This window comes from Allobosea sp. 10L417 (assembly GCF_056395485.1).
In genome coordinates, this window is the sequence record NZ_JBFTJP010000007.1 from 254223 (window position 1) to 269183 (window position 14961).

Annotated in this window: 14 protein-coding genes; 13 read left to right on the forward strand and 1 reads right to left on the reverse strand. The window is 66.0% G+C overall.

Annotated elements, in window-relative coordinates:
- Positions 1–134: 134 nt before the first annotated feature.
- The 7 genes from AC1DE3_RS18605 to AC1DE3_RS18635 all read left to right on the forward strand — a co-directional run bounded on the left by AC1DE3_RS18605 (position 135) and on the right by AC1DE3_RS18635 (position 7121).
- Complete coding sequence (locus tag AC1DE3_RS18605) at positions 135–956, forward strand: metallophosphoesterase family protein (protein ID WP_476778705.1); 822 nt, start codon at positions 135–137, stop codon at positions 954–956.
- Positions 957–1052: 96 nt separating this feature from the next.
- A complete protein-coding gene (locus AC1DE3_RS18610) occupies positions 1053–2240 on the forward strand; it encodes an ABC transporter ATP-binding protein (protein WP_441512789.1) in 1188 nt (395 codons plus the stop codon).
- Between the two features lie 2 nt (positions 2241–2242).
- Positions 2243–3166 (forward strand): carbohydrate ABC transporter permease, encoded by a 924-nt coding sequence (locus tag AC1DE3_RS18615; RefSeq protein WP_476852644.1) that lies wholly within the window; start codon positions 2243–2245, stop codon positions 3164–3166.
- Entirely contained in the window at positions 3166–4041 is an 876-nt protein-coding gene (locus AC1DE3_RS18620; RefSeq protein ID WP_476852645.1) for a carbohydrate ABC transporter permease, read from the forward strand. Before AC1DE3_RS18615 ends, AC1DE3_RS18620 begins: the two co-directional genes overlap by 1 nt.
- Positions 4042–4131: 90 nt before the next feature.
- Positions 4132–5403, forward strand: a complete 1272-nt coding sequence (locus AC1DE3_RS18625; RefSeq protein ID WP_476778708.1) for an extracellular solute-binding protein — start codon at positions 4132–4134, stop codon at positions 5401–5403.
- Between the two features lie 87 nt (positions 5404–5490).
- On the forward strand, positions 5491–6333 hold the full coding sequence (locus tag AC1DE3_RS18630) for a phosphodiesterase (protein WP_476852646.1): 843 nt from the start codon (positions 5491–5493) through the stop codon (positions 6331–6333).
- Positions 6330–7121: an inositol monophosphatase family protein gene (locus tag AC1DE3_RS18635; protein WP_476778710.1), complete on the forward strand. Its 792-nt coding sequence runs from the start codon at positions 6330–6332 to the stop codon at positions 7119–7121. Before AC1DE3_RS18630 ends, AC1DE3_RS18635 begins: the two co-directional genes overlap by 4 nt.
- A 10-nt stretch (positions 7122–7131) precedes the next feature.
- Here AC1DE3_RS18635 and AC1DE3_RS18640 read toward each other — a convergent pair whose 3' ends face one another.
- On the reverse strand, positions 7132–8082 hold the full coding sequence (locus AC1DE3_RS18640; protein ID WP_476778711.1) for a sugar-binding transcriptional regulator: 951 nt from the start codon (positions 8080–8082) through the stop codon (positions 7132–7134).
- A 196-nt stretch (positions 8083–8278) separates the two neighbouring features.
- Between AC1DE3_RS18640 and AC1DE3_RS18645 the strand changes: the two genes are divergently transcribed.
- The 6 genes from AC1DE3_RS18645 to AC1DE3_RS18670 all read left to right on the forward strand — a co-directional run bounded on the left by AC1DE3_RS18645 (position 8279) and on the right by AC1DE3_RS18670 (position 14961).
- Positions 8279–9319, forward strand: coding sequence for a zinc-dependent alcohol dehydrogenase (locus tag AC1DE3_RS18645; protein ID WP_476778712.1), 1041 nt, complete (start codon positions 8279–8281; stop codon positions 9317–9319).
- Positions 9320–9334: 15 nt separating this feature from the next.
- Positions 9335–10795: a xylulokinase gene (gene xylB, locus AC1DE3_RS18650; protein WP_476778713.1), complete on the forward strand. Its 1461-nt coding sequence runs from the start codon at positions 9335–9337 to the stop codon at positions 10793–10795.
- 72 nt (positions 10796–10867) lie between these two features.
- Entirely contained in the window at positions 10868–11545 is a 678-nt protein-coding gene (locus AC1DE3_RS18655; RefSeq protein WP_476778714.1) for an HAD family hydrolase, read from the forward strand.
- A gap of 7 nt (positions 11546–11552) precedes the next feature.
- On the forward strand, positions 11553–12500 hold the full coding sequence (locus AC1DE3_RS18660; protein WP_476778715.1) for a sugar-binding transcriptional regulator: 948 nt from the start codon (positions 11553–11555) through the stop codon (positions 12498–12500).
- Positions 12501–12656: 156 nt separating this feature from the next.
- A complete protein-coding gene (locus AC1DE3_RS18665) occupies positions 12657–13970 on the forward strand; it encodes an extracellular solute-binding protein (RefSeq protein WP_476778716.1) in 1314 nt (437 codons plus the stop codon).
- Entirely contained in the window at positions 13954–14961 is a 1008-nt protein-coding gene (locus tag AC1DE3_RS18670) for an ABC transporter permease subunit (protein ID WP_476778717.1), read from the forward strand. Before AC1DE3_RS18665 ends, AC1DE3_RS18670 begins: the two co-directional genes overlap by 17 nt.

Genomic DNA, 14961 nt, shown 5'->3' on the forward strand with positions numbered 1-14961 from the left:
GAAGAGGCGAGCGACAGCGAAAATACAATTGTGTCATCAAACATTCATTTGTATGGTCCAAGGCAAAGCCGCTGCCCGGCGCTCGCGCCGGAGACAGACGGTCGCCCGATGAAGTGGCGAATTCTGGAGGGGACATGCAGCGTATCGTGCAGATTTCCGACACCCATCTGAGCCCGACCAAGCGGCATTTCGCCGATAATTGGGCGCCGCTGACGGCGTGGCTGGCCGCCCACGCGCCGGACCTCGTCATCCATACCGGCGACATCACCGTCGATGGCGCGGATGTCGACGAGGACATGCGCCATTGCCGCGCCCTGCTCGATACGCTGGGCGTGCCGGTGCTCAGCATCCCCGGCAACCATGATGTGGGAGAGGCCCATCATCCGCACCAGCCGGTCAATGACGCACGTCTCGCGCGCTGGCGCAGCCATATCGGCGAGGATTTCTGGGTCCGAGACCTCGAGGGCTGGCGGCTGATCGGCCTCAATTCGATGCTGTTCGGCAGCGACGAGGCCGAAGAGCAAAGGCAGCTCGCCTGGCTCGACCGGCAGATCGCCGAGGCGCAAGGCCGCCGCATCGGCTGGTTCCTGCATCGCCCGCTTTTCATCGAGGCGCCGGACGAGGGCGACAAGGGCTATTGGAGCGTGCCGCCCGAACCGCGCGCCCATCTGCTCGACCTCGTGCGCCGGCATGAGGTCGCCTTCGTCGCCAGCGGCCATCTGCACCGCGCCCATGACTTCACGGTTGCCGGCACGCGCTACATCTGGGGGCCGTCTTCCGGCTTCGTCGTAGGCGCAGAGCTGCAGCCCGGCATGGCCGGCACGACCACGCTCGGCGCCGTCTCCTACACATTCGACGGCCGGGACTTCTCCGCCGAGATCCGTGAGATCGCCGCGCTGAAGACACTCTGGATCGACGATGTGATCCACGAGGTCTACCCGCCGCGCGCCGCCTGAGACGCCTCCCCGGCCGCCCGCGGGCGGCACGGCAAGACACGCCCAACCAAGACACGCCCAACGACGAGCCCAGAGGGCCACAGAAAGGCGAACGCCATGGCCAAGGTCGCACTCTCCTCGATCGCCAAGTCCTTCGGACCGACGAAGGTTCTGGACGGCGTCGATCTCGACATCGCCGATGGCGAATTCCTGACTCTGGTCGGCCCGTCCGGCTGCGGGAAATCGACGCTGATCCGGATCATCGCCGGGCTTGAACATCACGACCGCGGCAGCGTCGCGATCGGCGGCAGTCGCGTCGATCATCTGCGCCCGCATGAGCGGCGCGTCGCCATGGTGTTCCAGTCCTATGCGCTCTATCCGCATATGAGCGTCGGCGCGAACATCGCGCTGCCGCTGACGATGTCGCGGCTCAAGCTTTGGCAGCGCCTGCCGCTGCTGCGGCAGCTCTCCCCCCAGCGCCGCAGCGTGATGCGCGGCATCGAGGCCGATGTCGGCGCGGTCGCCGCGCAGCTCCAGCTCGAACACCTGCTCGCCCGCAAGCCGGCCCAGCTTTCCGGCGGGCAGCGCCAGCGCGTCGCGCTCGGGCGCGCCATGGTGCGCAATCCCGACGTCTTCCTGATGGACGAGCCGCTCTCGAATCTCGACGCCAAGCTGCGCGTCCATATGCGCACCGAGCTGGCCGAGCTGCACAAGCGCCTGGGCGCGACCTTCATCTATGTCACGCACGATCAGGTCGAGGCGATGACGATGTCCGACCGCGTGGCGATGATGGATTCAGGCTCCGTGCTGCAACTCGGCACGCCCTCGCAGCTCTACGAGAAGCCGGCCTCGCTCAAGGTCGCGCAGTTCATTGGCAGCCCGGCGATCAACCTGCTGCCGGCAACGGTCGCGCATGGCGGCCGCCTCGAGCTCTTCGGCCGGCCCTTGGCGCTCGCCGTTCCGCTGGCGCAAGGGCAGGCCGCGACGCTCGGCATCCGCTCCGAGGCGCTCTCGCTGGTTCATGGCGAGCCCGGCGGCAGCGGACGAGCCTGGTTCTCGGCCCGCCTGCGGCGCAAGGAGAATCTCGGCTCCGAATACATCCTGCATTTCGACCTCGCCGGGCGCGACGCCGCAGGCGTGACGATGCGCGCGACACCGGCCGCAGCGGCCGGCGTCAACGAGGCTGCCGAAGTCACGCTTGGCTTCGACGAGGCCGCAGCCCACGTCTTCGCCGCCGATGGCGAGCGTATCGAGCCGCGCGGCCCGGGCGCTGCCACCGGCTCCGTCGTGCCGCTGAGGGCCTGAGCATGACGCTCGCCCTCGCATCCCCAACCGATTTTGCCCCCGTCGCGCGCCGCCGGATCTGGATCGAGCGTGTCACCGGGCTCGGTTTTGCCCTGCCGGCCTTCATCCTGCTCCTGCTGACGATCCTGCTGCCGCTCGCCGTCCTGCTCTGGCTCAGCCTGACCAACTACGAGTTCGGCGGCGTCGACATGGACTGGGTCGGCCTCGCCAATTTCCAGAAGGCGCTGGCCGATCCGATCATCCGGCGCTCGCTCGTCAACACGCTGCTCTATGTCGCGATCGTCGTGCCCGGCGGCGTGTTCGGCGCGCTGCTGATCGCGGTGCTCGTGCATCGGCGTGGGCGCACGCGTTCCTTCTACGAAGTGGTCTATTTCCTGCCCGTGACCTCGACGCTGATCGCCATGGCGACGGTCTGGCAGTTCCTGCTCCATCCCTCGCTCGGTCCGGTCAACGGCCTGCTGAAATGGCTGGGCATCGGCCCCATAGCCTTCCTCAGCGAGCCTTCGACCGCGCTGGCGACGCTGGCCGTGATCGGCATCTGGCAGCTGATCGGCTTCAACATGATCCTGTTTCTCGCCGGGCTCACCGCGATCCCGCGCGATCTCTACGAAGCTGCCGATATCGACGGCTGCTCCAGCGGCATCGACCGCTTCCTGACCATCACCTGGCCGCTGCTCGGGCCAACGACGATGTTCGTGCTGGTCACCACGATGATCACGGCCTTCAAGATCTTCGATACAGTGGCGGTGATGACACGCGGAGGCCCTGTCGGCTCCACCGAGGTGCTGCTCTACAACATCTATCTCGAGGGTTTTCAGTACTTCCACACCGGCTATGCCGCGGCGCTGACCTTCATCTTCCTCGCCTTCATCCTCGTCTTCTCGGCCGTGCAGACCTTCGCCCTCGACAAGAAGGTGCACTATTGATGACCGATCTCGCGCTCCCCGCCGCCTCGGTCACGCCCGTCCATTCGGTGCTGCGCCGCTTCCTCTCGCTCGCGCTGATCCATGCCGTCTTGATCGCCGGGGCGGTCTTCATGCTGGCACCCTTCATCTGGATGCTCGTGACCTCGATCAAGCCGCCGGCCGAGATCTTCAGCGCCGAGATCTCGCTCTGGCCGAAGCAGTTCTACGGCCTGCAGAACTACGGTTTCGCGCTGGAGAAAGCACCGCTGCTGCGCTTTGCGCTGAATGGTTTCATCCTCTGCGGCGGCATCCTGATCGTCCAGCTGCTCGTCGCCATACCCTGCGCCTATGCGCTGGCGAAGCTGAACTTCCCCGGCCGCAACGCCCTCTTCGTGCTGGTTCTGCTCGGCCTGTGCATCCCCGTGCAGGTGCCGGCGATGCCGCTCTACATGGCACTCGCTCAGCTCGGGCTGCTCAACACCTATTTCTCGATGATGGTGCCGTTCTTCCTCTCGGTCTTCGCCATCTTCCTGTTCCGCCAGTTCTTCCGCAGCTTTCCCGACGACATCATCAACGCCGCCCGGCTCGACGGCATGAGCGAGTTCGAGATCGTCTGGCGGATCGTCACGCCGAGCGCCTGGCCGGCCATCGCCGCCTTCTCGGTCTTCTCGGCGGTGGCGCACTGGAACGACCTTTACTGGCCGCTGATCGTCATCTCCGACGCCAAGCTCGCACCGCCACCGCTGGGCATGATGTTCTTCGCCGATGCCGAGACCGGATCAAACTATGGGGCGCTGACGGCCGCCGCGACGATCCTCACGGCGCCGCTCGTCATCGCCTTCCTCGTCGCAAGGCGCCGGTTCATCGACGGCATCACCATGACCGGGGTGAAGTAGCCGGCTGCCGAGCCGCCCGCCCCCCAAGAGTTCAGGCCTGAAGCAACGCAACCCCGGACAGCCCCCGCTGTCCTGCCAAGGAGATCACCCATGAAACCTCTCGGCAAAGTCCTTGCCGCGGCGGCATTGACCCTTCTCGCCTCGACGGCGGCCAGGGCCGAGCAAGTCACGCTCGACGTGCTCTACGCTTTCCCCGCTTTCGCCAAGTTTCACGAGCCGATCGCCGCGGAATTCATGAAGAAGCACCCGGACATCAAGATCAACTTCCGGGCGCCCGCAGCGAGCTATGACGAAGGCCATCAGGCGATGCTACGCCAGTCCGTCACCAACCAGTTGCCGGACGTCTACTATTCCGGCTTCCATCTACTGACCGAGCTCGTCGAAACCCTCGACAAGCGCAAGCAGCTCGTCGATCTCGGCCCTCTGCTGAAGGCCGAGCCGGAGGCCTGGCGCAAGGCCAACTATTCCGACGCCCTGCTCTCGCTCGGTCAGGTCGCTGGCAAGCAGGCGGGCCTTGCCTTCAACGCCTCGACGCCGCTGATGTATTTCAACGCCGAGCTGGTGAAGAAGGCCGGCGGCGACCCCGACAAGATGCCGGACAACTGGGCCGACACCGTCGCGCTCGCCAAGAAGATCCGCAACGGCGACACCGCCGGCATGGCCTACAACATCCATGACTGGCCGGATGACTGGCTCTGGCGCGGCGTGATCCTCCAGGGCGGCCATTCCATGCTGTCCGCAGACGGCAAGAAGGTCGCCTTCGGCGGCGAGGTTGGCGAGAAGACGCTGTCGCTGCTGCGCAGCTTCGTCACCGAAGGCGGCATGCCGCTGATCGACTGGGACCAGTCGCGCCAGCAGTTCATCGCCGGCAAGATCGGGATCTTCTTCGACACGCCCGCCCGCCTGCGTCAGGTCACCGACCTGATCGGCGACCGCTTCACGCTGAAGACCGCCCTCTTTCCGGTCGACGACAAGGCCAAGGGCAGGCTGCCGACCGGCGGCAACGCCGCGCTGATCACCGCCAAGGACGCCGCCAAGCAGAAGGCGGCCTGGGAGTTCATCAAGTTCGTCACCGGGCCGGAGGCCCAGAAGATCGTCGTCGAGACCGCCGGCTACATGCCGACCAATCTGCGCGCCGGCGAGGATGCCTTCCTCGGCCCGTTCTACAAGGAGAACGCCAACTTCCGCACGATCAACGGCCAGGTCTCTCGCGCCGCGCCGTGGGAAGGCTATCCGGGCGGCAACTCGGTGCGCATCTGGCGCCAGCAGCGCGAAGTCGTCGCCGGCGTGATGCGCGGCGAGATCCAGCCCAAGGCCGGCATCGAGCGCATCGTCTCCGAGACCGAAGCCCTGATGAAGTAATCGGCCGCGCTGCGCCGCCCGCCCCTCGCCGCCCGGTCCTGTCATGACCGGGCGGTTTCCCTTTTCCCGACCGCCGGACGTTTCCCGATGATCATTGCCCAGCTCAGCGACTTCCATGCCCGCCCTCATGGCAATCCCGCCTATGGCATTGTCGAGACCAACCCGGCGATCGAACGGGCTGTGGACCAGGTCCTGAAGCTGGAGCCGCAGCCCGACTGCGTGCTGGTCACCGGGGATCTCTCCGATTGCGGCCTGCCCGAGGAATACGGCATCGTCCGCGCCGCGCTCCGCCGCCTGCCGATGCCGGTCTACGTCATCCCCGGCAATCATGACCGCCGCGACACCTTCGCCGCGGAATTGCGTCCCGATCACTCGTACCTGCCGCAAGCGGGCTTCCTGCATTACGTCATCGACGATTTTCCCGTGCGGCTAATCGGGCTCGACACCGTCGTCGCGGGCGAGGACGGCGGCGAGATCTGCGCCGCGCGCGAGGCCTGGCTCGCCGAGCAGCTCGCACAGGGACAGAGCAAGCCGACGGTGATCTTCATGCACCATCCGCCCTTCTCAGTCGGCGTCGACGGCATGGACATCATGCCTTGCAAGGTCTCGCCGGGCTTCGCCAAGCTGATCGCCGATCATCCCGAGATCGAGCGCGTGCTCTGCGGCCATTACCACCGGCCGATCCAGCTGCGCTTCGCCGGCACCATCGGCTATGTCGTGCCGGGCACCGCCCATCAGGTCGCGCTCGATCTCAGGCCCGGCACGGAAAACAAATTCGTGATGGAGCCGCCGGCGCTGGCCCTCCATGTCTGGAAGCCCGGCCTCGGCCTGGTCAGCCATCTCCAGCCGATCGGCGACTATGGACCGCGCCGGGATTTCGTGCTCGATCCCGCCTATCCCGGAAAGCCGCAAACGGTGCCTGCCCCATGACCGAGCCACGCCTTCTCGCTCTACTCGGCCAGGCCGATGCTCTCGCCCGCCGGGCCGGCGAGGTTCTCGTGCAGATGCAGGGCGCCGAGCTCGGCGTCACCCGCAAGGAATTGAATGACGTGGTCACGGCGGCCGACCTCGCCTCAGAGCGTCTCGTCATCGACGGCCTGCGCGCGCTGACGCCGGAGGCGGCGATCCTCTCCGAAGAGGCCGGCTTCTCCGGTTCGGAACAGGCGCCGCGCTGGATCATCGACCCGCTCGATGGCACGGTGAACTACGCGTCCGGCCTGCCCTGGTTTTCGGTCACCATGGCCTATCAGGAGCAGGGCCGCACGGTCCTCGGCCTGACCCATGCGCCGCTCGCCGGGCTCTCCGCGCGCTTCACTGAGGGCGGCATCGCGACGGTCGACGGCCGGCCGGCGCGCGTTTCCGCCACGGCGCGCCTGAGCGATGCCGTCGTCTCGATCTGCCTGACCTCGCATTACTCTGCCGAGGAGGCGAACCGGACGAGCGACGTCATCCGCCGCCTCGCCGGCCTGTGCCGGGGCGTGCGGGTCATCGTCTCCGGTGGGTTGGAAATGTCGCTGGTCGCAGCCGGCCGGCTCGACGCCTTCATCGGCCTCAAGGCCGACATCGTCTCGCATGCCGCTGCGATGCCCCTGGTGCGGGCGGCGGGTGGCCGGGTGACGACGGTCTATGACCAGGATTCGCGCGACGAAGATCTGGAGAAGATCGTCACCAACGGCCTGATTCACGCCGAATTGCTGCAGGCAATCCGTAGCGCCTGAGGCTTAGCGGTCACACGGTGGCCGGGGCCTCGAGCACGGCGGCCGCCGCATCCTCGTCCGTGATCAGCACGGAAGCGAGCTTCCCGCGCAGTGTGGCCGCAATGACCTCCGCCTTGTTGGCCCCGCCGGAGGCCAGGATCACGGTCGGTATCCGGCGGAGGGCTTGGAGCGGCAAGGCGATGGCCCGGCGGTTGATGGGATGCGCGACAGCCTGGCCGCTGCGATCGATGAACTGACCGAGCATGTCGCCGACGGCGCCAGCTTCCGCCAGTTCCGCGACCCGGACATCGCCCGGTAGCCCGTAGCGCACCAGCAAGGATCGCGCGCTGAGATCGCCGGCGCTGAGGATCGCAACATCGGTCGCTCGGATCCGGGCGAAGGCCGCCTCGAACACGTCCTGCGCCAAGATGATGTCGCGCGATTGCGGGGCCCCAGCGTAAATCGGCGCAGCCAGATAATGGCATTGCGCCTGCCAAAGCCGGGCGAAATGGCTGGCGATCTCGAAGGTGTTGATCTCGATGCCATAGGTCAGCCCGCCCATCATCGAGGTCACCGCGAGATCGCGATATTGCCCGGGACGGATATGCCGGATGGTTTCCCTGAGGGTTCCGCCCCAGCCGACGCCGAAGATGCCGGTGGGCTTCTCCTCGATGACCCGCGAGACGAACTCTCCGGCGGCCTTGCCGATCTGCATTGCGATCTGGCCGGGATCGGCGGGGCTGGGCACGACGATCGCGTCTGTCAGGCCGAATTCCGCCATCAGCGCGCGTTCAAGCCGGACGCAGCTTTCCAGCCGGGAGTTGATGGTGATGTTGACGAGCCCGCTGCTGCGCGCCTCGACCAGGAGCCGGTTGACGCGCAGGCGGGTCATCTTCAGTCGGTCCGCGATTTCCGCCTGGGTCAGCCCTTCCATGTAATAGAGCCAGGCGGCTCGAACTTGCGTCTGCGGTTCCTCCGGCATGGCGGTGTCCTGATGCGATGGGAGCCGCCTATGAAGCGGTCGACAATGGTGAGCGAGGTCTTCGAAGCTGGCTTACATCGCTTTCGCACGCGCCGACAACGCACAGGGCCCGGGCGGTATCACGCTTGACGCAAACCAATGTAAATCACAAAATACATTTGCATAAGATTATCCGCATAGCGAGTGGCGACCACCCATGTCCCGTGCCGTCTTCCTTCACGCCGCAGGCGATGCGCGTGTCGCGCCGTTCAATCTCCGCGAGAGAGCGCCGGGCGAGACCCTGCTCGACGTGGCGGCGGTCGGCCTCTGCGGCAGTGACCTGCACTACTACAAGGATGGCGGCATCGGTTCGGCTGTGATTGCGACGCCCTTCGTCCCCGGCCATGAATTCAGCGGCTGGCTGACCGAGGATTTGCCGGAACTCGGCCTGCCGCGCGGCGCCCTGGTGGCCGTCGATCCCAACCAGGCCTGCGGCCATTGCGAGCATTGCCGGAGCGGGCATCCCAATCTCTGTCCCGACGTCGTCTTCATCGGGGCCCCGCCGCATGACGGGGCGATGACGGAGCGGATCTGGGTGCCGAAATCGCAGATCGTCGCGGTTCCCGAGGCCTTCTCGCCGAGCGATGCGGTGATGCTCGAGCCGCTCGGCGTCGCGATCCATGCGGTGGATCTTGCCAAGCCGCGTCTACTGGAACGCGTGGCGCTGATCGGCTGCGGCCCGATCGGCCTCCTGATCCTGCAGGTGCTGCGCACGGCCGGGGTCGGCGAGATCCTTGCCTGTGATCCGCAGCCGCACCGCCGCGAGCTGGCGCTCAAGCTCGGCGCGAGCAGGGCTGGCGCCAGCGTCGCCGACATCGCCGAATGGACGAAGGGGGAAGGCCTGCCGCTGGTCATCGAGGCTACCAATGCGCCCGAGGGCTTTCGCGACGCGATCCGCGCCGCCCGCATCGGCGGTCGCGTCGTCCTGGTCGGCATTCCCGACGGCGACAGCTATGTGATCCCCGCCGCAGAAGCGCGCAGGCGCGGTCTCAACATCAAATTCTCGCGCCGAATGGGCCATGTCTATCCGCGGGCAATCGAACTGGTGGCGCTCGGCAAGGTCGATGTCGATGCCGTTGTCAGCCATCGCTTCCCCCTCGCCGAGGGGCCTGCCGCGTTTCGCCGCCACGCCGCCAACGAGGCCGGTATGGTGAAGAGCATGATCTATCCGGGCCGCTTGCCTGAAGAACATCGCTGAACCGCAGGCCTTGTTGTGACCTTCATCGGCATCGATCTCGGAACGTCATCCGTCAAGGCAGTGCTGGTCGATGACCGGCAGCACGTGCTCGCCACGGCGACGCGAGAGCTTGCCGTCGCTCGCCGCTTCCCGCTCTGGTCGGAGCAGAATCCCGCGGACTGGATCGCCGCGACGCTGGATGCGCTGCGCAGCCTGAAGGGCGCTGCTCCCGAAGCCTTTCGCCGCTGCGCCGGCATCGGCCTCTCCGGACAGATGCACGGCGCGGTTCTGCTGGATAAGCATGATGAGCCACTGCGCCCATGCATTCTTTGGAACGATGGCCGCGCCGCGGCGGAATGCGCGGAGCTCGAAGCGAGGGAGCCTGATTCCCGCGTCATCACCGGCAATATCGCCATGCCCGGCTTCACCGCGCCCAAGCTTCTATGGGTGCGCAGGCACGAGCCCGACATCTTCCGGCGAACCCGCCGGATTCTCTTGCCGAAGGCCTATCTGCGGCTCGCGCTGACCGGTGACGCGATCGAGGACATGTCCGATGCGTCCGGAACGCTCTGGCTTGATGTCGGCCGCCGCGACTGGTCGGACCGGATGCTGGCCGCGACCGAGCTCGATTGCAGCTTCATGCCTGAGCTTGTCGAAGGGTCGCAGCCGGCGGGCCGCATGCGGGCAGAGCTCAGCCGGGAGCTGGGCTTCAACGCGCCACCCCGCTTCGCCGGAGGCGGCGGTGACAACGCCGCCGGAGCTGTCGGCCTGGGCGCCGTGGCACCCGGTAGCTGCTTCCTTTCCCTTGGCACCTCCGGCGTCTTGTGGCGCACGACGGCGGGTTTCGAACCCCGCGCCGGCAGCGCCGTCCACGCCTTCTGCCATGCCTTGCCGGAGCGCTGGCACCAGATGTCAGTCCATCTCTCGGCTGCCGCCAGCCTGAGCTGGTGGGCGTCGATCTCCGGGCGAACAGAGGCGGCGCTGCTGCAGGAACTCGGCCCGCAGTTGCAGCGCCCGGCACCGATGCTCTTCACGCCCTATCTGTCGGGAGAACGCACACCGCACAACGACCCGCAGATGCGCGGCAGCTTCATCGGCCTCGGCCACGAGACTGATCGCACGGCGATGACCCAGGCCGTGCTGGAGGGCGTTGCTTTTGCCTTCAAGGATGGCAAGGAGGCACTGGAAGCTGAAGCCTCGCCAATCGAGGAAGCCATGGTGATCGGAGGCGGGGGACGTTCGGATACCTGGCTGTCTATCCTCTCTGACGTGCTGAACCTGCCGCTCAAGCGCTACCACAAGGCCGAGACCGGCGCCGTCTTCGGAGCTGCGCGCCTGGCCCGCCTGGCCTGCACCGGCGAAAGCCCGGAAGCGATCTGTACGCGGCCGTCTGGCGAAGCCGCTATCTTCACGCCGCACCCCGGGAGGGCTGCGGCCTATGCCGAGCGCTACGCGGTCTGGCGGCGCGCCGTGGAGGTCAACCGCACGCTGCGCTAACGGGGGAGAGTTTGACAGGCGGTCGGACGAATGCTCTTCATGTGAGCATTCGTTCGAACTGACTGTTGCCCGATGCCCCCTCCGCTCCCGCCCTTCGACCTTGTCATCCTCGACTGCGACGGCGTACTCGTCGACAGCGAAACCATCAGTTGCCGAACCCTCGTCGATATTCTCTCGCCCTTCGACTCGCGCTATGATCTGGAGATGGTCATGCGCCGCTATCTCGGGCGGCCGGCCAGCGCCGTTGTCGAGGATTACGAGCGAATGACCGGCCGCCCGGCCTCGGCTGACTTTACGCGGAATTGGCGGGCGCAGCTTTTCGCAGCCTTCCGGAGCGATCTCCAGCCTGTCGATGGCGTCCGCGATGCCGTCGCAGCCTTCGGCGGCGACTATTGCGTGGCTTCGTCGAGCGATGAGGAACGCATCGAGATCTGCCTGCGCCAGACCGGGCTCTGGGACCTGTTCGAGGGACGGATCTTCAGCACGACGCGCGTGCGGCGCGGCAAGCCGGCACCGGACCTCTTTCTTCTTGCCGCGAGCGAGCGCGGCGTCGCGCCGGAGCGCTGCCTGGTGATCGAGGACAGCGTCAGCGGCGTGACCGCGGCGAAAGCGGCGGGGATGACCGCCTATGGCCTCGCTGCCGGCAGCCATTTCGCCGTACTGGATCAGCGCCAGGCACTTCTGGCAGCTGGAGCCGATCGCCTTTTCGAATCCTGGCGGGAGCTCGCGCTCGCGCCGGCGCCTCACTGAGAACGCGATGGCCGAGAACGACAACACCCGCCTCGACGACGCAGCTCGGGCCGGCTGGCTCTACTATATTGCAGGGCGCACGCAGGACGATATTGCGCAAACGCTGAACATTTCGCGCCCGGCGGCCCAGCGCCTCGTCTCGCTCTGCCGCAGCGAGGGCCTGATCAGCTTCCGTATGAATCATCCGATCAGCACCTGCATGGATCTCGCCGCCAGGCTGCGCGACCGTTTCGAATTGTTGCATTGCGACGTCGCCCCCTCCGACGGCTCGACGGAAACCGGCGCGGCCGGCATCGCCGCGCTCGGCGGCGTGCTGATCGAGCGCTGGCTGCGCTCGCGCAAATCGCTGGTCATGGCACTCGGCACCGGCCGCTCGATGCGTGCCAGCATCGAGCGCGTCCCCCCGATGTCCTGCCCGCTCCACCGGCTGGTTTCGCTGGTCGGCACAATTTCCCCCGATGGCTCGGCCAGTCCCTTCGACACGTTGGTCAAGCTCGCCGAGATCACCAAGGCGCAGCATTTCCCGATGCCGCTGCCACTTTATGTGTCGAGTCCCGAGGAGCGCGCCCAGCTCGTCGAGATCGAGTCGATCCGGCGTATCCGCGCCATCGCCGGCGAGGCGGATCTCTGGCTGATGGGCATCAGCCAGATCGGGGAAGATGCCGTGCTCTATCGGGACGGCTTCATGACCCGCAGCGAATTGCTCGAAATGGTTCGCCATGGCGCCGTTGGTGAAGTGACCGGGTGGGTGTTCGACGCCGAAGGCCGCTTTCTCGACCGCGGCACCAACCTGCGCGTCACCAGCGTGCCGCCGGAGCCGGGCAGCGCCCGCCTGCGCATCTGCATCGGCCAGGGTCAGGCCAAAGTCGCGCCGCTACGGGCCGCACTGACCGGCAAGATCGTCAACGGTCTCGTTACCGACGAGGGTACCGCCCGCGCCCTGCTCGCGGACTAACTCCACTCCCCAGGCCGACCATTCCCCGCTCGCGCACCGGTCACCGCGCAACCGCCGTCCGCTTGTCGCCAAGAGTTGACATGAGAAGCCAGTGTGCGAGCATATGCTTCAACAAAGAGCATATGCTCGCAAAAAAACTGATGAGGGAGGCTTTGCATGCGACCTTTCTATGGTGCGTTGGCGGGTGCGGGCGCTCTGCTCTTGGCAGGGCTCAGCTCGGTGCAGGCAGCGACTGAAATAGAGTTCTGGCACGCGATGAGTGGCGCGCTTGGCGAGCGGGTCGACGAGTTGGTCAAGAAGTTCAACGACTCGCAAAAGGACTATGTCGTCAAGGCTATCGCCAAGGGCACCTATGACGAGGTCCTGAACGGCACGATCGCGGCCTATCGCGCCAAGCGCCAGCCCGAGATCGTGCAGTCGAACGAGCGCTCCTTCCTGACCATGGTCAATTCCGGCGCCATCCTCCCGACCAGCGAACTGATGGCGCAGCAAGGCCATCCGATCGATACCTCGAAATTCATCGCGCCGGTCGTCAGCTACTATGCGATCGACGGCAAGCTGCAGGCGATGCCGTTCAACTCCTCCACGCCGATCCTTTTCTACAACCGTGACCACTTCAAAGCCGCCGGCTTCGACAAGCCCGGCACGACCTGGCAGGAGCTGGAACCGCAGCTCGACGCAATCAAAGCCAAGGGCGTGTCAAAATGCGCGATGGTGCTCCCCGGCGACTACGAGTGGAGCTTCCTCGAGAACTACAGCGCCGTGAACGACATCCCGTATGCGACCAAGCGCAACGGCATGGACGGGCTCGACACCAATTTTGTCTTTAACAAGGGCAAGCTCGTCGGCCACGTCGAGCGCATGAAGCGCCTCGTATCGTCCGGCGTCATGCAGCTCGCCGGCCAGGGCATCATCCCGATCCAGCTCTTCACCTCCGGCGAGTGCTCGACCATCATCGCCTCTACCGCCTCGCATGCCGCCGTCGTCGCGGCCGCGAAATTCGACTGGAGCGCAGCCGAGCTGCCGTACGAGCAGGGCGTAACGCCGAAGAACAGCGTCATCGGCGGCGCCGCTCTCTGGACCCTCAAGGGCCATACGCCGGAGAAGTACAAGGCGATCGCCGCCTTCTATGACTTCCTCGCCAGGACCGACACGCAGGTCTGGTGGCACCAGGCGACGGGCTATGTCCCGGTCACGACCGCGGCTTACGAAGCTGCAAAGGCTGAGGGCTACTACCAAAAGAACCCGACGCGCGAGATCGCCGTGGTGCAGCTGATGCGCGGCACGCCCAGCGACAATTCGCTCGGCTTCCGCATCGGCAACAGCAACCAGATCAATGTCGCCATCATGGAAGAGGTTTCGGCGGCATTCCTCGGCAAGAAGCCCGTGCAGCAGGCACTCGACGATGCGGTCTCCCGCGGTAACGAGTCGCTGCGCCGCTACGAGCAGCTCAATGCTGGCAAGAAATAAGGCACCTGGCCTTCCAACGGCAGCAGGCTTGGGCGGCCTGCGCCTCCGGTCGCCGCTGCGGCACCTGTTCCTGAAGGGCGCCGGCGATGCGCAAGGCGAAAGCGGACTGAAGCGCGCGCATTTCAAGGAATGGCGCTTGCCCTTCTGGTTGCTCGCGCCGCAGCTCTTCATCCTGCTGCTGTTCTTCTTCATCCCCTCGATCAGGGCGCTGATCCAGGCTTTCCAGCTGACGGACCCGTTCGGCGCCACGACCCAATGGGTCGGCTTCCAGAATTTCGAGCGGCTCTTCCGCAGCAACGTCTACTGGTCGTCGGCGCAGGTCACGCTGATCTTCACAATCATGCAGAGCGCGCTGACCCTGTCGGTCGCGCTGCTGCTCGCCTTCGCCTCCAACCATATCCTGCGCGGCCGCGGCGCCTATCGCACCGTGCTGCTGCTGCCTTATGCGATTGCGCCCGCGATCGCCGGCATCATGCTGGCCTTCTTGTTCAACCCCCGCGTCGGCCCCGTCGCCCACATGCTGCAGGTCCTGGGGTTGGACTGGGACCCGAACCGCAACTCCTGGCACGCTCTGGCCCTGATCGTCATGGCGGCGTCCTGGAAGCACATCTGCTACAATTACATCTTTCTGGTCGCGGCGCTGATGTCGGTGCCCCAGTCTATCCTCGAATCCGCCTATCTCGACGGCGCGGGGCCCATCCAGCGCTTCCTGCGCATCTCGCTGCCGATGATCACGCCGACGCTCTTCTTCCTGATCGTGATCAACTTCGTCTACGGGCTGTTCGAGACCTTCGCCATCGTCGACGCGACCACGCGCGGCGGCCCGGCCGGCGCTACCTCGATCCTTGTCTACAAGGTCTATCAGGACGGCTTCGTCACGCTCGATCTCGGCTCCTCCGCCGCGCAATCTGTGGTGCTGATGGCGCTAGCCCTCTTCCTGACCTTCACGCAGTTCCACTTCGTGGAGCGCCGCGTCAACTACAGCGTCTAG